This is a genomic window from Hyphococcus sp. (genome assembly GCF_965228385.1).
In the GTDB taxonomy this organism is placed as follows: Bacteria; Pseudomonadota; Alphaproteobacteria; order Caulobacterales; family Parvularculaceae; genus Hyphococcus.
On record NZ_OZ245810.1, the window covers coordinates 1,669,501 to 1,692,499 of the forward strand.

Annotated in this window: 22 protein-coding genes; 10 read left to right on the forward strand and 12 right to left on the reverse strand. The window is 57.6% G+C overall.

Annotation, left to right across the window (positions count from 1 at the left end; translation table 11 throughout):
- Positions 1 to 218: 218 nt before the first annotated feature.
- The 3 genes from ACQK2Q_RS07790 to panB all read left to right on the forward strand — a co-directional run bounded on the left by ACQK2Q_RS07790 (position 219) and on the right by panB (position 3,248).
- The gene (locus tag ACQK2Q_RS07790) at positions 219 to 1,163 is read left to right on the forward strand and encodes a diacylglycerol kinase family protein (protein ID WP_425409180.1); all 945 of its coding nucleotides are present in this window, start codon (positions 219 to 221) and stop codon (positions 1,161 to 1,163) included.
- The gene (locus tag ACQK2Q_RS07795) at positions 1,163 to 2,140 is read left to right on the forward strand and encodes a hypothetical protein (RefSeq protein ID WP_425409181.1); all 978 of its coding nucleotides are present in this window, start codon (positions 1,163 to 1,165) and stop codon (positions 2,138 to 2,140) included. The genes ACQK2Q_RS07790 and ACQK2Q_RS07795 overlap by 1 nt, the downstream gene beginning before the upstream one ends.
- A 256-nt stretch (positions 2,141 to 2,396) precedes the next feature.
- Positions 2,397 to 3,248: a 3-methyl-2-oxobutanoate hydroxymethyltransferase gene (gene panB, locus ACQK2Q_RS07800; protein ID WP_425409182.1), complete on the forward strand. Its 852-nt coding sequence runs from the start codon at positions 2,397 to 2,399 to the stop codon at positions 3,246 to 3,248.
- Positions 3,249 to 3,264: 16 nt separating this feature from the next.
- On the opposite strand, the gene panC is transcribed toward panB, so the two are convergent.
- On the reverse strand, positions 3,265 to 4,122 hold the full coding sequence (gene panC / locus ACQK2Q_RS07805; protein ID WP_425409183.1) for a pantoate--beta-alanine ligase: 858 nt from the start codon (positions 4,120 to 4,122) through the stop codon (positions 3,265 to 3,267).
- Between the two features lie 112 nt (positions 4,123 to 4,234).
- Between panC and panD the strand changes: the two genes are divergently transcribed.
- Positions 4,235 to 4,594: an aspartate 1-decarboxylase gene (gene panD / locus ACQK2Q_RS07810; RefSeq protein ID WP_425409184.1), complete on the forward strand. Its 360-nt coding sequence runs from the start codon at positions 4,235 to 4,237 to the stop codon at positions 4,592 to 4,594.
- A 32-nt stretch (positions 4,595 to 4,626) separates the two neighbouring features.
- Here panD and ACQK2Q_RS07815 read toward each other — a convergent pair whose 3' ends face one another.
- The gene (locus ACQK2Q_RS07815; protein WP_425409185.1) at positions 4,627 to 5,358 is read right to left on the reverse strand and encodes a DUF2520 domain-containing protein; all 732 of its coding nucleotides are present in this window, start codon (positions 5,356 to 5,358) and stop codon (positions 4,627 to 4,629) included.
- Between the two features lie 35 nt (positions 5,359 to 5,393).
- Positions 5,394 to 6,266: an N-acyl homoserine lactonase family protein gene (locus ACQK2Q_RS07820; RefSeq protein WP_425409186.1), complete on the reverse strand. Its 873-nt coding sequence runs from the start codon at positions 6,264 to 6,266 to the stop codon at positions 5,394 to 5,396.
- A gap of 154 nt (positions 6,267 to 6,420) precedes the next feature.
- On the opposite strand from ACQK2Q_RS07820, the gene glpK reads away from it, so the two are divergent.
- Positions 6,421 to 7,911, forward strand: a complete 1,491-nt coding sequence (gene glpK, locus ACQK2Q_RS07825) for a glycerol kinase GlpK (protein ID WP_425409187.1) — start codon at positions 6,421 to 6,423, stop codon at positions 7,909 to 7,911.
- Positions 7,912 to 7,922: 11 nt separating this feature from the next.
- On the opposite strand, the gene selD is transcribed toward glpK, so the two are convergent.
- A complete protein-coding gene (gene selD, locus ACQK2Q_RS07830) occupies positions 7,923 to 8,978 on the reverse strand; it encodes a selenide, water dikinase SelD (RefSeq protein WP_425409188.1) in 1,056 nt (351 codons plus the stop codon).
- Positions 8,979 to 9,077: 99 nt separating this feature from the next.
- Between selD and mnmH the strand changes: the two genes are divergently transcribed.
- Both mnmH and ACQK2Q_RS07840 read left to right on the forward strand, forming a co-directional pair.
- Positions 9,078 to 10,136 (forward strand): tRNA 2-selenouridine(34) synthase MnmH, encoded by a 1,059-nt coding sequence (gene mnmH, locus ACQK2Q_RS07835; RefSeq protein WP_425409189.1) that lies wholly within the window; start codon positions 9,078 to 9,080, stop codon positions 10,134 to 10,136.
- 12 nt (positions 10,137 to 10,148) lie between these two features.
- A complete protein-coding gene (locus tag ACQK2Q_RS07840) occupies positions 10,149 to 10,880 on the forward strand; it encodes an SDR family NAD(P)-dependent oxidoreductase (protein WP_425409190.1) in 732 nt (243 codons plus the stop codon).
- Here ACQK2Q_RS07840 and der read toward each other — a convergent pair.
- From der to ACQK2Q_RS07855, 3 genes are read right to left on the reverse strand one after another with little or no spacing between them, the layout of a single operon-like run.
- Positions 10,877 to 12,253 (reverse strand): ribosome biogenesis GTPase Der, encoded by a 1,377-nt coding sequence (gene der / locus ACQK2Q_RS07845; protein WP_425409191.1) that lies wholly within the window; start codon positions 12,251 to 12,253, stop codon positions 10,877 to 10,879. The two genes, ACQK2Q_RS07840 and der, sit on opposite strands and share 4 nt — an antisense overlap.
- A 25-nt stretch (positions 12,254 to 12,278) precedes the next feature.
- The gene (locus ACQK2Q_RS07850) at positions 12,279 to 13,685 is read right to left on the reverse strand and encodes a PQQ-binding-like beta-propeller repeat protein (protein ID WP_425409192.1); all 1,407 of its coding nucleotides are present in this window, start codon (positions 13,683 to 13,685) and stop codon (positions 12,279 to 12,281) included.
- Positions 13,686 to 13,688: 3 nt separating this feature from the next.
- Positions 13,689 to 14,549, reverse strand: a complete 861-nt coding sequence (locus ACQK2Q_RS07855) for a tetratricopeptide repeat protein (protein WP_425409193.1) — start codon at positions 14,547 to 14,549, stop codon at positions 13,689 to 13,691.
- Between the two features lie 200 nt (positions 14,550 to 14,749).
- On the opposite strand from ACQK2Q_RS07855, the gene ACQK2Q_RS07860 reads away from it, so the two are divergent.
- Positions 14,750 to 15,703, forward strand: coding sequence for a polyprenyl synthetase family protein (locus ACQK2Q_RS07860; protein ID WP_425409194.1), 954 nt, complete (start codon positions 14,750 to 14,752; stop codon positions 15,701 to 15,703).
- Between the two features lie 7 nt (positions 15,704 to 15,710).
- Entirely contained in the window at positions 15,711 to 16,223 is a 513-nt protein-coding gene (locus ACQK2Q_RS07865) for a sterol desaturase family protein (protein WP_425409195.1), read from the forward strand.
- Here the strand turns inward: ACQK2Q_RS07865 and ACQK2Q_RS07870 are convergent.
- Genes ACQK2Q_RS07870 through crtY form a run of 3 tightly spaced genes read right to left on the reverse strand, consistent with a single transcriptional unit; the run spans position 16,207 to position 19,897 of the window.
- Positions 16,207 to 17,199 (reverse strand): phytoene/squalene synthase family protein, encoded by a 993-nt coding sequence (locus ACQK2Q_RS07870; RefSeq protein WP_425409196.1) that lies wholly within the window; start codon positions 17,197 to 17,199, stop codon positions 16,207 to 16,209. The genes ACQK2Q_RS07865 and ACQK2Q_RS07870 overlap by 17 nt on opposite strands.
- 2 nt (positions 17,200 to 17,201) lie before the next feature.
- A complete protein-coding gene (locus tag ACQK2Q_RS07875) occupies positions 17,202 to 18,701 on the reverse strand; it encodes a phytoene desaturase (RefSeq protein ID WP_425409197.1) in 1,500 nt (499 codons plus the stop codon).
- Positions 18,698 to 19,897: a lycopene beta-cyclase CrtY gene (gene crtY, locus ACQK2Q_RS07880; RefSeq protein ID WP_425409198.1), complete on the reverse strand. Its 1,200-nt coding sequence runs from the start codon at positions 19,895 to 19,897 to the stop codon at positions 18,698 to 18,700. Before crtY ends, ACQK2Q_RS07875 begins: the two co-directional genes overlap by 4 nt.
- Before the next feature lie 66 nt (positions 19,898 to 19,963).
- Between crtY and ACQK2Q_RS07885 the strand changes: the two genes are divergently transcribed.
- Complete coding sequence (locus tag ACQK2Q_RS07885; RefSeq protein ID WP_425409199.1) at positions 19,964 to 20,725, forward strand: sterol desaturase family protein; 762 nt, start codon at positions 19,964 to 19,966, stop codon at positions 20,723 to 20,725.
- A gap of 54 nt (positions 20,726 to 20,779) precedes the next feature.
- Here ACQK2Q_RS07885 and ACQK2Q_RS07890 read toward each other — a convergent pair whose 3' ends face one another.
- The gene (locus tag ACQK2Q_RS07890; RefSeq protein ID WP_425409200.1) at positions 20,780 to 22,240 is read right to left on the reverse strand and encodes a hypothetical protein; all 1,461 of its coding nucleotides are present in this window, start codon (positions 22,238 to 22,240) and stop codon (positions 20,780 to 20,782) included.
- Complete coding sequence (locus ACQK2Q_RS07895) at positions 22,240 to 22,989, reverse strand: C39 family peptidase (RefSeq protein ID WP_425409201.1); 750 nt, start codon at positions 22,987 to 22,989, stop codon at positions 22,240 to 22,242. The genes ACQK2Q_RS07890 and ACQK2Q_RS07895 overlap by 1 nt, the downstream gene beginning before the upstream one ends.
- Positions 22,990 to 22,999 lie beyond the last annotated feature (10 nt).

A 22,999-nucleotide genomic window follows, 5' to 3' on the forward strand; every position in this document is an offset into this window, starting at 1 on the left:
GGCCCCAATTTGCCGATTGCTAATCGCCCGGTTTCGGGGGATAAATATGGCCGTTTTGTGACATGTTGCATCGGCGCGGCTTCCGGCGCCGGTGTTTCTCGTGTTCGAGAGGCTGGGTGCAGCGCACGCCGATTTGTGCGCGGTTTCCGGACCGGCAGAAAGCATTAAGCAGTTTTGGCGTATGACCGTCGCCAGAGCGTAATATAGAGTCCGTTGCGATGTCGACCGCGTCGATGATTATCAATTCCAAGAGCACACGCAGCCCTCTGCTTGCGGATGATCTGTTATATGTCACCAAGCGCCATGACGACATTCGCCCCTATGTGCTCGAGCATATCAGCGACCTCGACCCGGCGCTCGACGACATTGAAAAAGGCGACTCCAATACGCTGATCCTCGCTGGCGGCGACGGCACGATGCAGGCTACGATCACCAGCGCCATCAACAAACGCCGCTTTCACGATCAGCCAAACTATGTGGCCCTGCCCTGCGGCATGACCAATGTCATCGCCAATGATTGCGGCCTGCATGGACCGCCCGCGACGTCGCTTGATAATTTCCTCTGGCGGCGCGGTCGCGGCGAAATCAAGCGCGTCGAGAGACCCTTGATCGGCATGCAGCTCTCCGAACGGCAGGAAGCCATTTACGGTTTCTTTCTGGGCGCCGGGCTTTTCCATACGGCCGTCCAGTTCAGCCGGCAGAAAGTGCAAAAAATCGGCGCGCGACGGTCCATGGCCGTTGCGCTGAGCACCGCCGCCTTCATTTTAAAAACCGCGTTCGATAAATCGGAAGAGGGAACGCCCCTGCCCGCAAGACTTCGCGGCGAAGACGGCGACTATATCGATCGCGACCTGTCGATTATTCTGATGACGACCCTGAACAGCCTTTCGGCGGGCATTTTCCCGTTCTGGGGAGACGGCCAGGCGCCGATGAATGTGACGGCGATTGACTATCCGCGCAAAAACCTTCTCTGGGCGGCGCTGAATATCCTCACCAACCGGCATCCGAAATGGCTGAAAGATTCTGGATACCATAGCTGGAACAGCGATGTGCTGCGGCTTCGCTTCGACGGGCCAATTGTCTTCGACGGGGAAATTTTCCATACCAATCCGGAAGAAGACCTGATCTTGAAGGTCTCCGAAAAAGCCGCATTCCTGGTTTAATGCATGACGGGACCGAGACCGGACGGCGCGAATATTCGCCGCTGGAGCAGTTGCGCTCGCATGTGCGCGACGTCTCTGCGCCGGCGCTCGCCGAACCTGCAAAAATCCTGCTCGATGCGTTGCTGGAGAAATATCCCGGCGCCGCAGCGCTTTTTTATGGTTCCGGCGCAAGCGTATCGTCGCTTGAGAACCCCGCCGACATCGTGTTCGATTTTTACCTGATCGGCGAAAGCTACAAGAGTTTGTATACGTCGCGCGCATTGCAGATGGCCAACCGGTTGCTGCCGCCGAATGTATTTTATCTTGAAACGCCGTCGCCATACGGAACATTGAGAGCGAAATACGCTGTGCTTTCGCTACGGCATTTTGAACGGCTCGTCAGTAAACAAACCTTTCATTCGTATTTCTGGGCGCGGTTTGCGCAGCCGATACGCATTTACGATCCGGCCGGGCGCATGCAAGCGCGGCTGGAAACGGCGCTGGCGCAGGCCATAACAAGCTTTTGCCGCGCCAGCGCCGGATTGGCGAGCGCGCCTTTTACGGCGCGAGAATTGTGGCTTGCCGGGCTCGGCGCTTCCTACAAGGCGGAATTACGCGCTGAGGATACGACCCGCGCCGCCCGGCTTATCGACAATTACGGCGACTGGGCGGTTCAGGTGACGCCGCCGGCGCTCGCCGCCGCCGGTCTCAGCCCGCAAGAAGAAAACCTCAAAAGTTCTTTATCCCGCCAGCCGCCGCGTTGGCGGACAAAATTCGCCTGGCGGTTGCGCGCGCTCGCAGGCGCGGCGCTTTCCGTGCTTCGGCTGCTGAAAGGGGCGAAAACCTTTAACGGCGGGATTGATTATATCGCCTGGAAAATCCATCGCCATAGCGGCGTCGATGTGGAAATTACCGAGTGGGAGCGCCGTCACCCCATGCTGGGCGCGCCCGGCGCGGCGTGGCGGTATTACAGACGGCGCAAGGCCATAAGGCGCTAGGGCTATCCTATCACCGCGAGCGTCATTGAAATCACCCGGTTTTTCGTCTACATACCGGCCCTCGCGACCCGTGAGCGCTAATTCCGGCCGAGTAAAATGGCCAGCCGATAAAGCGAGGCATTACGCGAAACGGGGTGCGCCTTGGCGGACGAGAAAAATGACCGCTAGAGGGCTGTACTGCGCACTTTGTTGAAGCCTGAACTGCGCCGGAAAAAGGCGCAGCCGCCGGGTTTCGTGATGCGGAGAGGTTCGCCCCATGTCATCTCAATCCACCCTGTCGCAAGCGTCGTCCATTACGCATACTCGAAAAACCACCACAACGCATATCCGCAGCCGTAAAGGCGCAGAACCGATCGTGTGCCTGACCGCTTATACGGCGAACATGGCTGAAATTCTCGATCCTCATGTGGATGTTCTTCTTGTCGGCGATTCCGTCGGCACAGTTCTACACGGACATGATTCAACGATACCCGTTACCCTGGACGCCATGATTTTTCACGCCCAGTCGGTCAGACGCGGCGTGCGTAAAGCCCTGATGGTGGTTGATCTACCGTTCGGCAGTTATGAGGCGAGCCCGCAGCAGGCCTATGCGAACGCCGCGCGGGTCTTGAAAGAAACCGGCGCCGACGCTGTAAAACTCGAAGGCGGCGCTACGCAGCGCGAGACCATACGCTTTCTGGTGGAACGCGGCGTTCCCGTTATGGGGCATATCGGCTTGCGACCGCAGGCTGTCAGAGAAACCGGCGGCTATCGCATTGTCGGAAAGACCGAAGAAGAATGCGATGCGTTGCGCGCCGACGCGGATGCAGTAACAAAAGCCGGCGCGTTTGCGCTCGTTCTGGAAGGTGTTGTTGAGCCGATCGCCCGCGAACTCACTGGCCGGATCGATATTCCAACGATAGGCATTGGCGGCTCGCCCGCCTGCGACGGACAGATTCTTGTTACGGAAGACTTGCTCGGCATGTTTGAGCGGACGCCGAAATTCGTGCGCCGCTTCGCCAATCTGCGAGAAACGATCGACACCGCCATCTCGGACTACGCCAAGGCCGTTCGTGGACGGACTTTTCCAGACCATGATGAGACATATGGCGGCGGAAACGGCGACTGATATGCAAGCGCCAGCACTATCCGGGATCGCCGGGCCCCGCCGGGACATTATCAATAAGGCGCGTGCGGCCCATCCATGCTGCGGCGAGAATGCGCGCAGGCCGGTCGGCGCGTTCGATTTCCTCAAGCGACGCCGCGTCCACGAGATTGACGTAATCAATTTCGCCGAACCCGGCATCGCGCAGCGATTGCACGGCGCTTGTGCGAATTTTCTCCCAGCCGGCGTCTGGCGCAATCGCGGCGCGCGCAGCGCTGAGCAGCGTTTGCTGCAGGGCCGGCGCCGCCGCACGTTCATCCGGCGTCAAGTACATGTTGCGCGAAGACATCGCCAGACCGTCCGTTTCCCGCAATATCGGCCCGGCGAAAATACGCACGTCAATATCAAGATCGCGCACCATCCGGCGAATGACGGCGAGCTGCTGGAAATCCTTCTCTCCAAACACAGCGATATCCGGTTTTACAATCATGAACAGTTTGGCGACGATGGTCGCAACGCCGTCGAAAAAATGCGGACGGGTGATCGCGCAGTGATTTTCGCCGAGGCCGCCAACGGAAATATTGGTGGAAAAATCATCCGCGAACAGTGCGGCGCGCTCCGGCGCAAACACAACATCACATCCGCGCTCCTGAAGCTTTTGATAGTCCGCCTCCAGATCGCGCGGATAGGATTCAAAATCTTCGTGGGGCGCAAATTGCAGCGGGTTGATAAAAATGCTCGCCGCCGTTCGCGCCGCGTTTTTGCCGGAAATATCCAGAAGCGACAGATGACCCTGATGCAGCGCGCCCATTGTGGGGACAAGGCCGATCGTGCGCCCCTCTTCGCGCCACGCCGACACAACTTCGCGGATTTCGCTTTTGGTTCTGCAGATCTGCATGCCCTAGCCGCTACGCCCTTCTTTTCAGCGGGAAAGCCACCGCTGCTAGCATAAAAGCTTTTTTATCACCATATCCCGCCGCGAAACGGCGAACCCATTGGAGACCTGAGACATGTTGCTTTCTATGATGCGCGCAAAATTGCATGGCGCCACCGTGACCGAATGCGATCTTCATTATGAAGGGTCATGCGCAATCGACGAGGCGCTGCTTGAAGCCACAGACCTGCTCGTGGGCGAGGAAGTGCACATCTGGAACGTTTCAAGCGGCGCGCGAATAATAACGTATATTATCCGCGCCGAATCGGGTTCCGGCAAGATCGCCGTCAACGGCGCCGCTGCGCGTCATTTTGCGAAAGGCGACAAGGTCATCATCACAAGCTTCGCACAAATGTCCCGCGAGGAGGCGGGAAAGCATAAACCTGTTGTCGCTATCATGGCCGAGGACAACTCTATTGAAAAAATCATCCGCTAGCCGCCGTAAACGTCAGCGTATCGGCGAAAATATTAATCCCCGGACGCATCAAAATCAGGCCAGGCTGCGTCCAGAAACGCTTCATAGAGGCGCTTCAGATCGCCGGCGCCCTCAAGCCCTTGCAGGTTCCGCGTCACTGTTGTCCGGTCGCGCCTTGCGACAGGGCCGGTCATGGAACCCGTAGGGTTTTCGGCGAAGCGCTCAATGATGCTGGTTAAATAGCTTTCAATGATGTCCTCAGCGGGCGTGTCCGCGAGACTGGAAAGCTCTTTCAAAGCGTTATTCCAGATAAAGGCGGGCAGGTTTCCCGCGAGCACGGCCAGGGCGTGATAGCGCGCGCGGTCGCTCTCTTTTATTATGAAGTTTCTATTGGGGAGGCCGGGAAAAACCGTCTCAAACGCCGGCGCCGACGGCGAACAGGCAAAGGCGATTTCCTTCATCCGTGCAATCGGCAGCGTTGATTGCGGAAAGGAGTAGAGCGGATGAACAGAGTGCGCGCCCGCGACGCTGACGGCGCCGGAAAAATGGATGACGATCTGGCTTTCCCTGAATTCGCACCGCCAGGCATCGCGCCAGACGGATAATTGATCATCAGGAATAGCGGCGGCGATAACATCCGCACGCTGCACGCGCTCGATGCAGGCGGCGCGCCCGGCCTCAAGGTCACGGCGCGAGATCAGATCGACGGTATGACCGTACGCTTCCAGATAGTGCGCTATATTAAGCCCGACGCGTCCGCAGCCGAATATTGTATATGCCGTCATGCTGATTTCCCGATGCGGCGCGCGCCAGTACCTCTCTAGTCAAGATGATCCGGAATTTGCGGCAGGTCTGCAAAGTCTGACAGAGAATGCTGGATCACGACACGCGCATTATATTTGTCAACAAGGTTCTCAAAACGCGTCATTGACGCCAGCGTATCGTCTACATTCGTATTGAATTTCGGAACCAGGCGGCGATCGCGCGACTCTTCCAGATGATAAAGATCGCCCGTAAACAGCACCGGCCCCTCATTGGGAAGATTGACAAGCAACGCCGTATGTCCCGGCGTATGACCCGGCATGGCGAGGATCATCACCGAGCCGTCTTCGAAAACATCGTAGTCGCCGTTAAACTCAATGGTTTCGGCGTTTTCGAGTTCATCGTAGGCGGCGAATGACTGAGCGTCTTCACGCGCTTCTGCGCGAAACATGTGCGCGCGCTCGTCGCTGTCCACAAGAAACGTCGCGCCTGAAAACATATCGCCATTGCCGATATGGTCGAAATGCGAGTGCGATACAGAGAAATAATCGACATCACCGACGTTCATACCGATGGCGTCCAACTGTTCACGAATTGTGACGGGAATGGATAAATGGAACGGACCGTTGGTCAGGCCGTCTTCCATCTCATGCAGCGCCATAGGCAGTCCTGAATCCCACATCAGATCGCCGCCAGGATGACGCACAAGCACGCACATATCTGCGGCGTTGTTTGTGCGGCCCGCATATTCATCCCCTTGTGCAAAAAAGGACAAGTCGTTCATATCCACGCGGCCGCAATCGAGCGCGTAGACTTTCAGCCCCTCGCCGGCCCCGCTGCTGGTTTCAGCTTGCACTGCCGCGTCAGGATTTTCGCCCGCAGAACAGGCGGCAAGCGCCAGCAGCGGCAAGCATGCAAATGACTGTTTCATAGCACTCTCCCATAATTTCAATGTTGGTCTAGCAGCGTTCCAAAGCAATACAAACTGACAAGCGCAGCCCTGAAAAGACAGTTGTTTTCGGGGTTTATTCATCTCGCCGGATCACGCTAGATTGTCGGCTCAGGGGGCTGGAGAGAGACGCCGTATGACCGAATATGAACCGCCCTACATTCTCGCTATTGATCAGGGCACAACTTCCAGCCGCGCCATCGTTTATGATCAGTCCGGGCGCGCGGTGACCAGCGCTCAGGAAGAGTTCGCCCAGATTTATCCGCGCGACGGCTGGGTTGAGCATGATCCGGATGAGATCTGGCGCACGACTTTGGCGACAGCTCGCAACGCTTTTACCGAGGCGGAAAAAACCGGCGGCGCCGTCGGCGCAGTCGGTATCGCCAATCAGCGCGAGACGACGGTGCTGTGGGAACGCGCATCCGGCGCGCCGATCCACCATGCGATTGTCTGGCAAGACCGGCGCACGGCGGATATATGCGAAACCCTGCGCAATGACGGCGCAGAACCGCATGTGGCCGCACGCACCGGACTTCTTCTCGATCCTTATTTTTCCGCGACCAAAGCCGCATGGATACTGGATCATGTGGAGGACGCCCGCGCGCGCGCCGGCAAAAACGAAATTGCATTCGGCACAATAGACAGCTTTTTAATCTGGAGACTGACAAACGGCGCCGTTCACGCAACGGACGCCACCAACGCCAGCCGCACAAGCCTTTATAACATTCATGAGAACCGCTGGGATGAGGCGCTGCTGGAAAAATTCCGCGTTCCCGGCGCCGTCTTGCCTGATGTTTTCGACTGCGCGGCTGATTATGGCGAGACCGACGCGGAAATTTTCGGCCGCCCTATCCCGATCTGCGGCGTCGCCGGCGATCAGCAGGCGGCGGCAATCGGGCAAGCGTGTTTTGAACCCGGCGCGATTAAAAGCACTTACGGCACGGGCTGCTTTGTCTTGATTCATACGGGCGACAGGGTCGTTGAATCCGCAAACAAGCTTCTCTCAACCATCGCCTACCGGCTGAATGGAGAGACAGCCTATGCGCTTGAAGGCTCGATTTTTGTCGCCGGCGCCGCCGTCCAGTGGTTGCGCGACGAGCTACAAATCATCAAATCCGCCGACGAAACGGCGGCGCTGGCGGAAAGTCTGGAAAGCAACGAAGGGGTTTATCTTGTCCCAGCGTTCACAGGGCTCGGCGCGCCCCACTGGTCGCCCACCGCGCGCGGCCTTGTGACCGGCTTGACGCGCGGCGCCGGCAAGGCGCATCTCGCCCGCGCAGCGCTCGAAAGCGTCGTCTACCAGACCGCCGACCTGATGAGCGCGCTTTCAGCGGACGGCGCGTCGCCAAAAACGCTTCGCGTCGACGGCGGCATGGTGGCGAATGACTGGACCATGCAGTTTCTCGCGGATATACTGGGGCTTCCGGTGGAGCGTCCGAAAATACTGGAAACAACTGCGCTGGGCGCCGCATGTCTTGCCGGCTTACAGGCCGGATATTTTCAGGATACCAATGAAATAGCGGAGCGATGGCGGCTTGATGCGCGCTTTCAGCCGGCAATGTCGCCCGCTGAAAGGGAGAAAAATCTTTCCGGATGGAAAGAAGCGCTTCGGCGCACGCTGTCCTGAACGGGCTTTTATCAGGCTTCGATCATTATTCGCGCCGGACCGTCCTCAACCTCGCCAATAACCGCCGCTGCGTCATGGCCGCGCCGGTGAAACGTCGAGAGAACTTCTTGTGCGCTATCAGGGGCGCAGGCGACAAGCAGCCCGCCGCTGGTTTGCGGATCCGTGAAAAGATCGCGCGACAGGGCTGGCCAGTCTGAGGGCGGTTGAACATCCGCCTTTACCGCGTTCCAGTTGCGTTCGCTGGCGCCGGTCTTAACGCCGTCCGCGAGCAGTTTGCGCGCCGCCTCGAAAACCGGAACAGCGCCCTCCCGGAGACGCGCGCCGGCGCCGCTCGCAATGCACATTTCTGACAAATGCCCGAGCAGTCCGAACCCTGTGACGTCAGTCATGGCGTGGACGCCGTCAATCTCCGCAAAGTCGGCGCCGGGCGTGTTCAGCAAGGTCGTCGATGAAATCATGGTTTCGTAACCGGCCTGATCGAGTTTTTCCTGCTTCAGCGCCGCACTGAAAACGCCGACGCCCAACGGTTTGCCGAGGATAAGGACATCGCCTCCACGGGCGCCCGCGTTGGTGCGAATTTTATCCGGATGGGCGAGGCCCAGAGCCGCAAGCCCGTAAATCGGCTCCACGGAATCGATCGAGTGCCCGCCCGCGACCGGCGCGCTGACAGCGTTGCATACCGTCTGCCCGCCCTCGAGGATTCGGCTGATTGTTAGCGCCGATAGCCTGCCGATAGGCATACCGACAATCGCCAGTGAAAATATCGGTCTGGCGCCCATCGCATAGATGTCGGAAAGCGCGTTGGTCGCGGCGATCCGGCCGAATTCGTAGGGATCGTCCACAATCGGCATGAAAAAATCGGTGGTCGCAACTAGGGTCATATCATCGGACAAGCGATAAACGGCCGCATCATCGCTGGTCGCCGCATCGACCATGAACGCCGCATGCGCGCCGGCGCCCGGCGTCTTGAGCAAAATCGCCCGCAAGAGATCAGGCGCAATCTTGCAGCCGCAGCCGCCGCCATGCGCAAGCGAGGTAAGGCGGGGTTCTGTAGGTGTTGGCGACATGGAATACACTTGCCTGTCAGGTGGCTCTTGGCGGCGTGCGCCGCTATCCTGACACTTTGTACACGGGGTAAGGAAGACGCGCAAAACGCAAACCGGAAAATGATTGAAATCCTTGAAAATCTGGAAAGCAGCGTTCGCGACCGGTTCGACCGGATTATAGACGTGCGCTCGCCCGGCGAATTTGCTGAGGATCATATTCCGGGCGCAATCAACCTGCCGGTGCTATCCAATCGGGAACGCGCCGAGGTCGGAACGGTGTACAAGCAGACCTCGCCGTTTCACGCCCGCCGGATCGGCGCCGCTTATGTGGCGCAGAACATTGCCCGGCATCTTGAGGGCGCGCTGAACGACGCGCCAAAAAACTTTCGCCCGCTGATTTATTGCTGGCGGGGCGGCATGCGCTCAAGCGCCATGGCGACGATATTCGATCAGGTGGGATGGCGCACAGCCGTGATTGCCGGCGGCTACAAAAACTGGCGGCGCATGGTCGTCGCCGCACTGCGAAACCATGGACCGCGCTTGAACATCGTCCTGCTGGACGGTCAGACAGGAACGGCGAAAACAAAAGTCCTGCAGTGCGCCGCCGCCCAAGGCGTCCAGACAATCGATCTGGAAACGCTCGCAAATCATCGCGGCTCAGTATTCGGGAATATTGGCGCGCAACCCTCGCAGAAGCGTTTTGAAACCGGACTCTATGCACAATTGGAGCGCTTTGACCTGACCCGGCCAATCCTGATTGAAGCGGAGTCGCATCGCATTGGCCGCTGTGAAATTCCGACGCGCGTGTGGGAAAGCATGATCGAAGCGCCGCGAATCGTCCTGTCGTCCCCGCCGGAGGCGCGCGCCGATTTTCTTTTGAACACATATGCAGACAATGTTTGCCAAAATGGCGCCGCCGGCAAAGCGGTTGACCGGTTGTCGCAGTTTCATTCGCGTGAAACAATCGATCAATGGCGCGGGTTAGCGGACGCCGGCCAGTTTCGCACGCTCGCTTTGGCGCTGATGCGTCAGCATTACGACCCGCTCTATAACCGCAGCCGCGCCCAGTGGAAAAATACCGGGATCGTCGCCCGGCATGATCTGGCGCGGCTTAATAGTCCCGCGTTCGAAGAGGTTGCAGAACAGATCGCTTCTACTCTATCCCGGCATCAAACGTGAAGGATTTCGATAATGACAACGCCAGACCTTTCGGGAAAAACCGCTCTTGTAACGGGCGCTTCACGCGGCATCGGGAGAGCCGCCGCTTTCGCCCTCGCCAAAGCGGGCGCGCACGTGCTGGCGCTGGCGCGCACATCCGGCGGTCTGGAAGAACTTGACGACGACATCAAAGCGGCCGGCGGCGCGGCTTCGCTTATTCCCATGGACCTGGTGGACGGCGCGGGGATTGAACGGTTGGCGACAGCGCTGGCGTCGCGTTTTGAAAAACTCGATATTCTTGTCTTGAATGCGGCGATGCTTGGCGAACTGGCGCCGCTGCCGGACGTCGATCCGAAGATATGGAATCAGACGCTGGATTTGAACGTAACCGTCAATTGGCGGCTCATCCGCGCGCTGGACCCGTTGCTGCGTCAATCGCCGGACGGACGCGTTGTCGTGATGTCGTCCGGCGTCGGCGGTAATTCTGCACGCGCTTATTGGGGGCCATACGCCATCTCAAAAGCGGCTGTCGAAATGCTGGCGCAAACCTATGCAGAAGAAATGAAGAACACAAAATTGCGCGTCGCCATCATCAATCCCGGCGCCATGCGCACAGACATGCGCGCGCAGGCGATGCCCGGCGAGGACGCTTCCACGCTGCCGTCGCCGTCAGCGCTGACGCCGCTTTTTTACGAGGCGGTCACACAAAGGGACAATTATTTTCGTAAATATTCATTCCGCGAATGGCGCGAACAAAATTCCTAGCGCCGGCTTTTGTCTTTCGCATACGGATTATCCGGCTTTTTCAGGATCAGCCTGATCGGCACTGCATTGATATCGAACGCCTGACGAATTCCATTGATCAGATACCGCTTGTACGCCGCCGGCAAATCTTCCGCCCGCGTGCACTGTGCAACAAATGTCGGCGGACGCGTTTTTGTCTGCGCGATATAGCGGATCTTGATGCGCTGGCCGGAAACGGCGGGCGGCGCGTGACGGGAGACTGCTTCATGCAGCCAGTCATTCAGGTCAGAGGTTTTAACGCGCGCATTCCAGTCAACATAAACCGTTGTCACCGCCGGCATTAACCGGTTCAGCCCGGCCCCAGTCATGGCTGACAGCGGGATAATCGGCGCCCCGGGGGCCTGGGGTAACAGACGGCCCGCCATTTCCCGCAACGATTTTATCCGTGTATCCTTGTCCTCAACGAGATCCCATTTATTGACGGCGATGACCAGCGCCCGCCCTTCACGCAGCGCAAGGTCGGCAATTTGCAAATCCTGTTTTTCAAAAGGCGATTCTGAATCCAGCAGCAGTACAACAACTTCAGCAAATTTAATCGCGCGCAGGGAATCTGCGACCGACAGCTTCTCCAGCTTTGATTGGACACGCGCTTTTTTCCGCATACCCGCTGTGTCGAAAAATTTAACCGGCCAGTCGCGGTCCCGGCCGCGCCATGTCCACTCCACCGAAATAGAATCGCGCGTGATGCCCGCCTCCGGTCCGGTCAAGAGCCGGTCGTCACCGATAATCTTGTTAACGAGCGTTGACTTTCCGGCGTTCGGGCGGCCGACGATCGCGACGCGGAGCGGTTTTAAAGGATCGTCCCAGGCGATGTCTTCTTCGCCGTCTTCTTCAGACATTTCTGACAAAAAAGGCTCAATCGCATTGTATAAATCGCCCATACCTTCGCCGTGTTCGGCGGAGATGGCGATCGGCTCGCCTAATCCCAATCCGTATGCGTCATATAAACCGGCATCAGCAGCGGCGCCTTCGGCCTTGTTCGCAAGCAGTATCACCGGCTTGCCGCTAGCGCGTAAAATCGATGCGAATGTCTGGTCCAGCGGTGTCACGCCAGACCGCGCGTCGATAATAAAAAGGCAGACCACAGCCTCTTCAACCGCCCTGTCCGTTTGCCGGCGCATGCGGCCTTCAAGTGCCGCCTCGGGCGCCTCTTCCAGACCCGGCGTATCGATTGCAATGAATGTCAGATCGCCAAGCTTGGCTTCGCCTTCACGCCGGTCGCGCGTGACGCCGGGCGTATCATCCACAAGCGCGAGACGCTTGCCCACAAGCCTGTTGAACAGCGTTGACTTTCCAACATTGGGCCGACCGACGAGGGAAACCTTGATTGACATTTCATATTATTCAAGCGCACGGGCCTTAGCGCATGGCGATAAGCTTGCCCTCTACAGTCAGGATAAAGAGCTTTTCTCCCGCAACGATCGGCGCGACGACAGAGCCGTCGTCAAACTCGGTGGTCGATACAACTTCGCCGTCCTGCGGATTTACTTTTGCAATCTCTCCTTCAGTCGAAACGAGAACGAGATGATCGCCCGCCAGCACGGGGCCGGCCCAGGCTATGCGGCCTTTCAGTTTTTTCTCATTTTCATATCGGCGTAGCTGAGAAATCCAGACAATCGCGCCGTCATTGCGGTTGACGCAAATCAATTCGCTATCGATTGACACCAGATAGATGAAATCGCCGGCCACCCACGGCATCTGCAAACTGGCGATTTCAGATTCCCATACCGGCTCTCCTGACCGGATATCGATGGCTGAAAACCGTCCGCCATGGCTGACGACATAAACAAGACCGCGGTCGATCACCGGACTGCCGGCGATATCGTTCAGTTCCGAAAGCGCGGTCAATCGCGTCTGGCGGCTCAATGTCGTATCCCAGACATTGCGCCCGTTATCGGCGAGAAATGCGACCAGCTCGCCCGATGAAAACGGCGCTACAACTAGATCGCCGGCGGCCGCCGGACTTGATGAGGAAAGAAAGCGGGCGCTTTCTTCAAAAGACTGGAATGACCAGGCCTGTTCGCCGGTCTCCTGCTCAAGCGCTAGAAACTCATTGGTGTTGGTGGATAGATAAACTCTGCCGCGATACGCGGTCGGGGGCGTGCGCACCGGCGCCGTGGTTTGGGTGCGCCATACTTCTTCACCCGACTGTGCGTCGAGCCCGGCGACGAACCCGAAGCCGGAAGTCACAAAAAGCCGGCCCTGATCAAATGCCACGCCGCCGCCAAAACCGATTTCCGCCGGTTCCGGTCCACGAAAAATTTCTCTGAGACGGAACCGCTCGTCGATTTCAGGCGCCAGTTCAGTACGCCAGACAAGCTCGCCCGTTTCCACATCGAAAGAAGAAACCTTCGCTTCGGCGTCAATTACAAACAGCCTGTTATCGACGACAATCGGCGGCGACGTGAGCCGCGCGCGGCGCGATGATGCATCGCCCACATCGACCTTCCAGATTGTCTCAAACGTCAGCGGCGCGCTCAGGTGATGCAATGTATGATCAGCCTCACCGCCCGGCTGTGTCCATGACGAATTTACATAGGACGGCGGTATTTCTATGCTCGCGCCGGCATAACGCGGATCGGCCTGCAGCTGCTGTTCCAGCGCCAGAATCGATATCCGATCTTCTTCATCCGGCGCCTCGCCTTCAGTATTTTCATCATCGCCGTCGAACAGATTCGTGATGGGATTGGAACCGCAGCCGGACAACAACAATAACGCTGAAGCCAGCATCGCTGCGCGGCGACAAGAAAATTTTGCAATGTTCATAGATTACTCTTCGTGGTCATGACCGTCATGGTCATCCTGGTTGCTCTCGCTCGTCCCCGAAGCCTCTGCGTCCTGCTCCCCCAGCATCGCCGCATCGTTTAACTCATTTTCTTCCTGCTGCGCTGGTTCTTCGCGCCCGTCCTCGACCGGCGCGCTGGCGTCTCCCACAGCCTCCAGCAAATCTTCCAGTCGTGTTTCGCCAGATATATTGACGCCGGCCTTAGCCGCTGAAGCAAGCGCTGCAAACTCCTCAGCCCGGCTGCGCACGCCTTCCGGCGCGGACATATCTAAAGAGAGCTGCCGAAAACTGGATTGCGCCGTTTCATAATCCTCGGCGTCCAGCGCCGCCAGCGCCATGATTTCCCTGGCGTAATAACCGAAGCGTCCCTCGGCTTCCGGCAAATCGCCGAGAACGTCAATCACCGCGTCTCGCCCATCGACCAGCGATAGATACCCGGCTCGCAATTGCGCCAGTTGCTTAACACGGTTCGGCGCGCCGCCGCCTGCAATTTCACGATAAATTTCAACCGCTTTCAATCTTTCGCCCCCGGCCGCGTAAGATCCCGCCCGCTGGAGCGCGGCGAGCGCGCCATAACCGCTCGTGTCTTTGGCGACCGTTTCAAGCGATGCGCGGCCCGCTACGCTGTCTTCCGCAAGGACTTCCAGCGCATTGGAATATTCAATCGCGTTTTCCTCAGCGGTGGATTTTTGCACATGGTTCCATATCTGCCAGCCGGCGACCCCGGCCACCACGGCAATGGCCGCGCCGATCACAAGCGGCCCCTGCCTGCGAAACTCGGACCACTGGCGCTCTTCCGCAAGTTCCTGATCGACTTCTCTTAATGCGCTTTCATCGTTCGCCACGGGGCGCGTCCTGTTGTTGTACTGCGTTAAACCGGGCCGGTTCTAACGGCCTTTGAGCCCGGGCGCAACGCGGCCGGCCGGCGTTCCGGCTGGAATATCGACGCGGTGCAGCATTACATCTCATCTGCAGGCGCCGCTCGAATTCATTTGCCCGATCACTCAATAAATTGCACCCTGTAAGCCATTGGACATGAGGGTATATGGACAAATTCACCGTCATTTGCGACGCCGCCGGATCAGCCTCCGCGCCATCACAGACTTCTTTTGAAGAGCAACTCGCGCCGCTGCAAAAGCGTGTCGAACGCCGGCTGACAGAGATATTCCCGCAAGATCAATCCGGCGGCCTTCGTAGCGCCATTGCGCATGGGTTATTATCGCCTGGCAAGCGATTGCGGCCGCTCATTACGATGCTCGCCTGCCGTCAATGCGGGGGCGACCCGCTGGAAGCCCTGAACGCGGCCTGCGCAGTGGAAATGGTTCACGCCGCCTCGCTCATCGTTGACGATCTACCGTGCATGGATGATGCACGGTTGCGGCGAAATGGCGAGGCGACCCATATCGCTTTCGGCGAGAGCACCAGCATTCTGGCTTCCATCGCGCTCGTGAATGAGGCTTTTGGCGTTATCGCCCGCATGCAAACCTGCGACCCTCAGCGGCGCGTGACGGTGGCGGAAAAACTGTCGCAATCTATCGGGGTAAATGGTCTCGCTGGCGGACAGGAGCGCGATCTCCTGCGAGAGACTGAAAATCACCCGGCTGACGTCGCCGAAATTGAACAAAGCCACCTTGAAAAAACCGGCGCGCTCTTCGCGGCGGCCGCCGGTATTGGCGCGGTGATCGCGGGCGCGCGCACCGTTGAAATAGACGCTATGGAAGGCTTCGGTTCCGCGCTCGGGCTGGCCTACCAGACCTTTGATGATGTTATCGATGCGCAATGCGATGCATCGGAAACCGGAAAGGACGCCGGGGCCGATGAAAACCGCACAACTGTCGTCACTATGATAGGCGCGGCCAAGGCTAACAAATCAGGCGCTTTCTGGCTTGATCGCGCGATCCAGGAAGCTGGCAAGGTTGATACCGGCGCCGGAACGCCGCTTGTCATGCTGGCCCGTCTGATCGAAATGAAATTCAGCAAGATGAAGAAAAACGCCTGAAATTGCTATGACCGTCTTGTCGTTCCTCTTTGTATATTTGGCTTTCATAGTGTTGATGGAAGCCGTCGCTTGGATAGCGCATAAATATGTGATGCACGGATGGTTATGGTCCCTGCACCGCTCTCATCACGAACCGCGGGTCGGCGCATTTGAACGCAATGACTGGTTCGCTGTTTTCTTCGCCGTCCCTTCCATCATCTGTATTTTCGTCGGCGTGCAGGGGTGGCTTTTATTCCTTGCCGCGGGTCTGGGAATCCTCAGCTATGGCCTCATCTATTTCTTTCTTCACGATGTTCTTGTGCATCGCCGGATTGATCTGGGATTGCGCCCGAAAAAAGGCTACCTCGCCCGTGTTGTTCAGGCGCACCGGCTGCATCATGCCGTTAAAAGCAAACATGGCTGCGTTTCTTTCGGCTTTATTTTTGCGCCCTCGCCGCAAAGGCTAAAATCTCTGCTCGCCGAAAATGAAACGCGTATATTGCGCAGACCGGCGCACGCCCCGTCTAGCCCGCCCGTCTGACCGGCATCACGCTTCGCCGCCATAACGGTCCGCGCGGGTCGAGCTGGCGCGATGACAGCCTGAATATCGCCTGCATGGCGCCGGCGCCGGCGCCGGCGGCCGCGAGCGTTATTTTGCGAAAACGCGAAACGCCGGTGCGCGTGTCCCAGGCATGGGCGCCGCGATGAATGACCTGCTTTCCGATTTCACGATAGACATTGCGCGCGGCCAGCACGGCCGCCGCAGCGCGAAACGGTAACCGCCTGGCGCCCTGGCCGGCGGAGGCGTAATAGCGATCTGCTTCTGAAAGGATATCGGCGACAACATGCGAAAGCGCCGCGCGGTTATTTTCGTCAAGTACGGCTTCCGGCTCCGGCCCGATACTGCGCGCGCGCAACCATGAAGCCGGTAAATACACGCGGCCGGCATTGGCGTCAGCGACGACGTCGCGGCAGATATTGGTGAGTTGAAACGCCAGCCCCAGATCGCAGGCGCGATCGAGCGTTTCTTCGTCGTCTTTATCAATCCCCATGATAATCGCCATCATGACGCCGACGACCCCGGCGACGCCATAGCAATAGATCATAAGGTCATCGAGTGATTCAAACCGGGTCCCTCGTACATCGCTGGCGAAGCCGTCGAGCAGATCCATCGGATATCGGTCAGGTATGTCATGTTTGCGTGCAACAAGCGAGAACCCGTCAAATGCGTGATCCCCGGTAACTTTCCCGGCCAGCGCCATACCGGTTTTGTCGCGCAGACCATCCAGCCGGCGCGCCATCTCCGCTTGAGACATGTCGCCGTCCGGCGCATCTCCGCCAAGATCCTGCCCGTCGATAACGTCATCGCAGCGCCTGCACCATGCATAAAGCATATGCACGTCCGTCTGCATATCGCGTCCGAAAAGCAGCGAGGCGAGCGCAAAGCTTTTCGATCCTTTCGCGATCGTTTGCGCGCCATGAACTGCGAGTGTTCTGTCCGTCTGCACCGTATTCATTATTATTGCGCCGCAGCGGCGTGATCGGCCAGATCGGCGAGCATCAACCCTGCCGTCGCTTTCGCCGAACCCACAACGCCCGGCACGCCAGCGCCCGGATGCGTGCCCGCGCCGACAAAATACAGGTTAGGAATTTTGTCGTCGCGATTATGTGTCCTGAAATACGCCGACTGCGTCAGAATGGGTTCGATTGAAAAGGCGGAACCGGCATGCGCGTTCAACGCCGATTCAAAATCGGCGGGTGTAAAGATATGCGAAGTCACAAGATCGTCGCGCAGATTTGGAATATATCGCGCCTCCAGATAGTCGAATATCCGGTCCCGGTATTTCGGCCCCTCTGTCGCCCAATCAATATTCGCTTTTTCGAGATTTGGCACCGGCGCCAGCGCATAAAACGCCGAGCACCCTTCCGGCGCCAGATTTGGATCAGTTTTGGTTGGCATATGCAAATAAAGCGAGAAATCATCCGGCAGATCGGGACCTGAGAAAATCTCCGCTATCAGTTCACGATAACGCGGCCCGAAAAGAATTGAGTGATGGGCGAGATGGTCGTGTTTTTTCCGCAAACCGAAATAAGCGACAAACAGCGAGTTGGAAAATCGTTTCTGTTTCAGGGATCGCGCTTTCGTCCGCCCGCGCGAATCATTCCGTAAGAGCTTGTCATAGGTATGAACGATATCGGCGTTGGACGCTACGGCGTCAAACCGTTCGCGAACGCCGTTTTCCAGGACAATTTCGCTGGCCCGTCCGTGAGCTGTAATGATTTCCGCGACCGGTGCGTTCAGTCGCATGACCCCGCCGAGGTCGGTAAAAAGCCTAGCGAGACCTGAAACCAGCGCCCCGGTTCCGCCGCGCGGAAACCAGACACCCCATTTGCGCTCAAGCGCATGAATAAGCGCATAAATAGAAGATGTCTTGAACGGGTCTCCGCCCACTAGCAGCGTGTGAAAGCTGAACGCCTGACGCAGTTGCGGATCTTCGATAAAATCAGCCACCCGTCCGTATACGCTTTTGAAGCTTTGCAGCTGCGTTAATTGCGGCGCCACGCGCACCATGGACCAGAAATTTAAAAACGGAACGGCGCCGAGCTTTTGATACCCTTCCTTGAATACGTCTTCAGAAAACTTGTAAAACTTTTTATAGCCTTCGAGATCAGCAGGGTTTTTCTTCTCAATCTGTTCGTATAGAAGCTCTTCATCGCTGCAATAATCGAATGTATAGCCGTCTTCCCAGTGCAGCCGGTAAAACGGATCGACGCTGATCATCTCCACATAATCGCTGAGCCTGCGGTCCGACAGCGCAAACAATTCTTCGAGCGCCGAGGGATCCGTGATAACAGTCGGCCCTGCGTCAAATGTAAAACCGTCTTTGCGAAAGACATAAGCGCGCCCGCCGGGCATGTCGCGCTTTTCATAAATGGTTGTCTGTACGCCGGCGGATTGAAGGCGGATCGCCAATGAAAGACCGCCAAAACCGGACCCGATAACCGCCGCCTTTTTCATTTCGCCGCCTTTAATTCCTGAGGGTTCGCCACGCTATGTTCACGCAGCACTTTCAGCGCTTCTAAAATAGGCACCGGGGGCTTGCCTGCAAGTATGCGAAGCCGATCCGAACCGCGCGAGCGGCTGGCGTAGAAGCGTTCTATCAGCGCCTGCGGCAATTTATAGAACCGCGCAAGGACGCGATAGCGCTCTTCGGGCGCCGCCGCCCGGAACAGCATGCGCGCCAGCAGTCTGTAAAATCCGCGCTTTCTCCACATGTCGACAGAATAGCCCCGTGTCAGCGCATAAAGAGACCCTGCCGACAGATCGGTAGTCTCGGCTATGCGCAACGCCAGCGCCGCCGCATCCGGCAGGGAGTAGCCCGTTAAAGGATGAAAAAGACCGGCGCGCATGCCCGCGCGTGGAACATCGCCCACTACGCCCTCGTTTTGCGTGTTCCAGAAGACGTCTATGTCGCCGGCCAAGGCGATCGGCAAGACGCCTTGTTCTTCAGCCGCTATGTCAGATATTTTCCAGCCTTTTGATGCGGCGTAGGTGCTGATTTCATTGCGCATGGCTTCAACCGACATATCGGGCCCGTCGGCATATCGCGTATCTTCAACGAGCACCGTCGTTTCATCGAACGGCAACACATAGACAAAGCGGTAGCCGTCTTTTTGCGGTACATTGGCGTCCATGATCGTCGGGTATTCGAGCCCATGCGGATGGGATAATTTCAGCACCTGGCCGACAAATTTTTGATGACCGAGTGTAAGGCCGGCGCCGGCGCCGGCGCCGGCGCCGCGGCAATCAATGACGGCGCCGAAGCGTTCTTCGCGGCCGTCCGCAAAAATGACTGAACCCGGCGTCACTGTTTTCGCTGTGCAATTCAATGTCACGCAATCGCCCAGCCTATCCATCACCACATCGTGAAACCTGGAAGACGTAATTGAATTGTATCCCGTGGTCAGCCGGCGGGAAAATTCCGGAAAAATAACGTTCTGTTCCTTCCACCGGTATGTCGCCAATGGTGAAACCAGGCTGCTCTGTTGCTCATCCAGATCCGTATCGTGAAACGACCATGTATGATTGCCGCCAAGCGCCGGCCCATGCTCTATAATCTGCAAGCCCACCTCTGGACGGCGTTTGCGCAAGGCAAGCGCGATCAGCCCGCCGGCAAGTCCGCCGCCAATGATGGCCAGATCGTTTTTCGCCATGACTGTTTCAATCTCGATTCATTACAACACTTATGACACATTAGACGAAATTACCGGATTTTGCGGATGAATATCACAAACACCGAAACTTTCAGCGCATTCGCCGTTACATATGCTCTGCTCGTACTGCTGATATGGGGACGGTATTTCCTGATCGCCGGACTGTTCTACTGGCTATTATGGGGCCGCAGCGAGGATAAGGTGTGGGCGACCAGACTGTCGGTCAAGCGACCGACCCGTAAAGTGGTGTCGTTTGAAATTACAATGTCGTTGTTTTCATCGCTGATTTACGCGCTGCCCGGCGCCCTGGTGATCGAGGCTTACAAAGCCGGCGGCACGCAAATTTACACAGAGTTGAGTTCACCGCTGGCATGGGCCTGGATTCCGGTATCGATTTTTATTTATCTCGCAATTCACGACACCTATTTTTATTGGACGCACCGCGCGATGCATGATCCGAAATTGTTTCGCACCATGCACCTTGCTCATCATCGCTCGCGCCATCCAACGCCCTGGGCGGGATTTTCATTTCACCCCTGGGAGTCCATTATCAGCGCATGGCCGCTGCCGCTGGCTGTATTCTTTATTCCGATCCATCTGGGCGCAGTCGTCGCCGTTCTGATAGTGATGACATTCGCCAGCATCGCAAATCACGCCGGATGGGAAATTTTTCCGCAACGTATGATTAATGGCGTTTTCGGACGGCACATCATATCGGCGACCCACCACAATCTTCATCATACGGATTATAGCGCAAACTACGGGTTGTATTTTCGCTTCTGGGACAAGGTTATGAGAACCGATAAAGGCTTTGCGGAACCTGCTTAACAAGAAAAACGGCGCATGCTGCAACACGCGCCGTTTATGCTTTCCAAAAAAGACCTAGTTAAGCAAGCCGCCCAGAAAGATCTGCTGATTGAGGTTTCGCGATGTCGCGCTAGCGGCTTTTATCGCGCTCATCTGGGACGCAAAGTTCGGAACGTCCACACTTACCGTGACTTCGGTTGTCACATTCTGATTGTTCAAAGTATTATTCAATACGGTCAGAATGCCTTCCGGGCCAATCCGCTGAATGACTTCCGGGTCGGAAACGTCGGCAAGGGTGAAAGACATGCTGCTCGCGATATCGCTATCTGACAGAGAATCGGCGTCGTTTCCAGTGTTCGACTGCGAAGGCCTTACGCCGACTTGCCTGAGCTCTATAGGCGCTTCGTTCGTATTGGAGCTGTTATTATTGTTATTGGTGTTGGGCGCAGAGTCCTCGGCGGACGCAAGTTGAATAGCGCTGCCGACGGAGCTAGTCGCGGCCTCGCCAGTCCCGTTTCCAGCCGCGGAAGTAGGCCCGTTCGTTGACGGCGTGGACGTTTCGGCGGGCGGCGCAGGTTGCTGAACGGCGGGGCTCGCATCAGCGACGCTGGTCGCCGGGGAATTGCCGCCTGAGCCCGTATTGCCGGCAAGCGGCGTAGTCGTCGCAGGCGTGGTTGTCGGCGCGCCGCTTTGCGGCGTCGCAGCGGCCGGCGTCTGTGTCGCGCCCGAAGACGGCGCAGCATTGTTGGCTGTCTGCGTTGCGGGTGCAGGATTTTGCGACGGCGCCGCAGCCTGGGATGCGCCGCTGTTTGACGGTGCTTGTTGACCGCCTGACGCAGCGGCGTTTCCGGCCACAGGCGAATTCGCCGTGGAAGACCCTGCGCTTGTGGATTGCGAATCGCCGGCGGCGGAGGATTGAGAAGACTGGGACGCGCCAGCCGTACTCGAATTCGGAGCCTGGGAAGTAGTGGTCGCTGGCGGCGCGTTATTTGCGGGCGCGCCGCCCTGTGTATTGCCTGCGGTCTGTGTATTGCCTGCGGTCTGGGCGCTGCCTGCAGATTGAGAAGTCTGCGACTGCGAAGGCGCCGTCTGATTATTAGCTGTCGATTGATCGGACGGTGCGGCGTTGCCTGAATCGGCGGCTGAAGCAGGCGCATCATCGCCAAGGGGGCCGCCTTCACCGAACACGCCGTCCTCGCCTATTGGACCGCCGCTATCGCCAAAGACGCCGTCTTCCCCGAATAGGCCGTCCTCGCCAAATAGGCCTTCATCGCCAAATAGACCGCCGTCTCCGGATTTAGGGGTTACCTTCGGCGTGTGCACAACGACGCCGATATTAAAAACAAGACCGCCTACCTTAAATCCGCCGCGCGCTTTTTGAAGCTCTTCGGTGCTCATTGGCGCTTCGCTGATGTTCAGTAATTCGTCGGCCGCGAAAATAAGCTCGTCAATATCATGTTCTTCCGCAAAAGCGGTGCTGAGCGACGCCATACTCACAGCGCCGGCGAAAGTAACGGTTTTCTTTAAATTGATCATTATCGACTCTCTACAACCGTTCCCAGCGAAATACCCGAAAAGGACGGTCTTGTTTGGCCTAAATATAACGACTGCAATGATTCACTATCGGTAGCCCGGTCATGCGGGGAAGAAGGCGCAAGGCGCCAGTCCGCGATCCGGTTGAAGTTCTCCTTACCGACGAGAACTTCTGAGCGGATAAACAATATGGTCCCGTCCCACCGGTCAGTAAAAACGTTACGGGGAACGGAGGTGACGCCGCTGGACGGATCGCCGACCAGGACAACCTCGTCGGTAATGCCCTTAATGACGACGAAATGCTTGTATCCGCGGACATCAATGAGCGCGATGCCCGGAACGCCGATTTCCTGGATCCGGTCAAGCGTCAGACTGAAACCGTCCGCCTTCAGACCCGTGCTTTCAAGATAACGCTTCATTTCCAGGAGCGAGAAACCAAGTTCGCGAATGCGATCCTTGTCGCCGACATCCCACATGGCCCGAAACGCCATCGTCTCAGTGGTTGGGCGATTGTAATGATGGGTTAAAAGCGTTGCGAGCGCAGCAGAGCCGCAACTGAAATCATATTGCTGCCTGACGACCGTGGCGTACTTTCTTTCCGCCATGCTCGCGACTTTCAAGCGCGCATTGGCGCCGCCGGACATAATATGGAGATCGCTGGCGCCGGCCGAACCGCTCAGCGGCGCGCCGAAAATCGCAATAAGCGGCGCTGCAATCAGAGCGCGCCAGCTGCGTTTGCGATTAACGGCCATAAATCTCCCC

Coding starts and splice junctions, on each gene's coding strand:
- ACQK2Q_RS07790 (WP_425409180.1), top strand. CDS start 219: ATGTCGACCGCGTCGATGATTATCAATTCCAAGAGCACACGCAGCCCT.
- ACQK2Q_RS07795 (WP_425409181.1), top strand. CDS start 1,163: ATGCATGACGGGACCGAGACCGGACGGCGCGAATATTCGCCGCTGGAG.
- panB (WP_425409182.1), top strand. CDS start 2,397: ATGTCATCTCAATCCACCCTGTCGCAAGCGTCGTCCATTACGCATACT.
- panC (WP_425409183.1), bottom strand. CDS start 4,122: ATGCAGATCTGCAGAACCAAAAGCGAAATCCGCGAAGTTGTGTCGGCG.
- panD (WP_425409184.1), top strand. CDS start 4,235: ATGTTGCTTTCTATGATGCGCGCAAAATTGCATGGCGCCACCGTGACC.
- ACQK2Q_RS07815 (WP_425409185.1), bottom strand. CDS start 5,358: ATGACGGCATATACAATATTCGGCTGCGGACGCGTCGGGCTTAATATA.
- ACQK2Q_RS07820 (WP_425409186.1), bottom strand. CDS start 6,266: ATGAAACAGTCATTTGCATGCTTGCCGCTGCTGGCGCTTGCCGCCTGT.
- glpK (WP_425409187.1), top strand. CDS start 6,421: ATGACCGAATATGAACCGCCCTACATTCTCGCTATTGATCAGGGCACA.
- selD (WP_425409188.1), bottom strand. CDS start 8,978: ATGTCGCCAACACCTACAGAACCCCGCCTTACCTCGCTTGCGCATGGC.
- mnmH (WP_425409189.1), top strand. CDS start 9,078: ATGATTGAAATCCTTGAAAATCTGGAAAGCAGCGTTCGCGACCGGTTC.
- ACQK2Q_RS07840 (WP_425409190.1), top strand. CDS start 10,149: ATGACAACGCCAGACCTTTCGGGAAAAACCGCTCTTGTAACGGGCGCT.
- der (WP_425409191.1), bottom strand. CDS start 12,253: ATGTCAATCAAGGTTTCCCTCGTCGGTCGGCCCAATGTTGGAAAGTCA.
- ACQK2Q_RS07850 (WP_425409192.1), bottom strand. CDS start 13,685: ATGAACATTGCAAAATTTTCTTGTCGCCGCGCAGCGATGCTGGCTTCA.
- ACQK2Q_RS07860 (WP_425409194.1), top strand. CDS start 14,750: ATGGACAAATTCACCGTCATTTGCGACGCCGCCGGATCAGCCTCCGCG.
- ACQK2Q_RS07865 (WP_425409195.1), top strand. CDS start 15,711: ATGACCGTCTTGTCGTTCCTCTTTGTATATTTGGCTTTCATAGTGTTG.
- ACQK2Q_RS07870 (WP_425409196.1), bottom strand. CDS start 17,199: ATGAATACGGTGCAGACGGACAGAACACTCGCAGTTCATGGCGCGCAA.
- ACQK2Q_RS07875 (WP_425409197.1), bottom strand. CDS start 18,701: ATGAAAAAGGCGGCGGTTATCGGGTCCGGTTTTGGCGGTCTTTCATTG.
- crtY (WP_425409198.1), bottom strand. CDS start 19,897: ATGGCGAAAAACGATCTGGCCATCATTGGCGGCGGACTTGCCGGCGGG.
- ACQK2Q_RS07885 (WP_425409199.1), top strand. CDS start 19,964: ATGAATATCACAAACACCGAAACTTTCAGCGCATTCGCCGTTACATAT.
- ACQK2Q_RS07890 (WP_425409200.1), bottom strand. CDS start 22,240: ATGATCAATTTAAAGAAAACCGTTACTTTCGCCGGCGCTGTGAGTATG.
- ACQK2Q_RS07895 (WP_425409201.1), bottom strand. CDS start 22,989: ATGGCCGTTAATCGCAAACGCAGCTGGCGCGCTCTGATTGCAGCGCCG.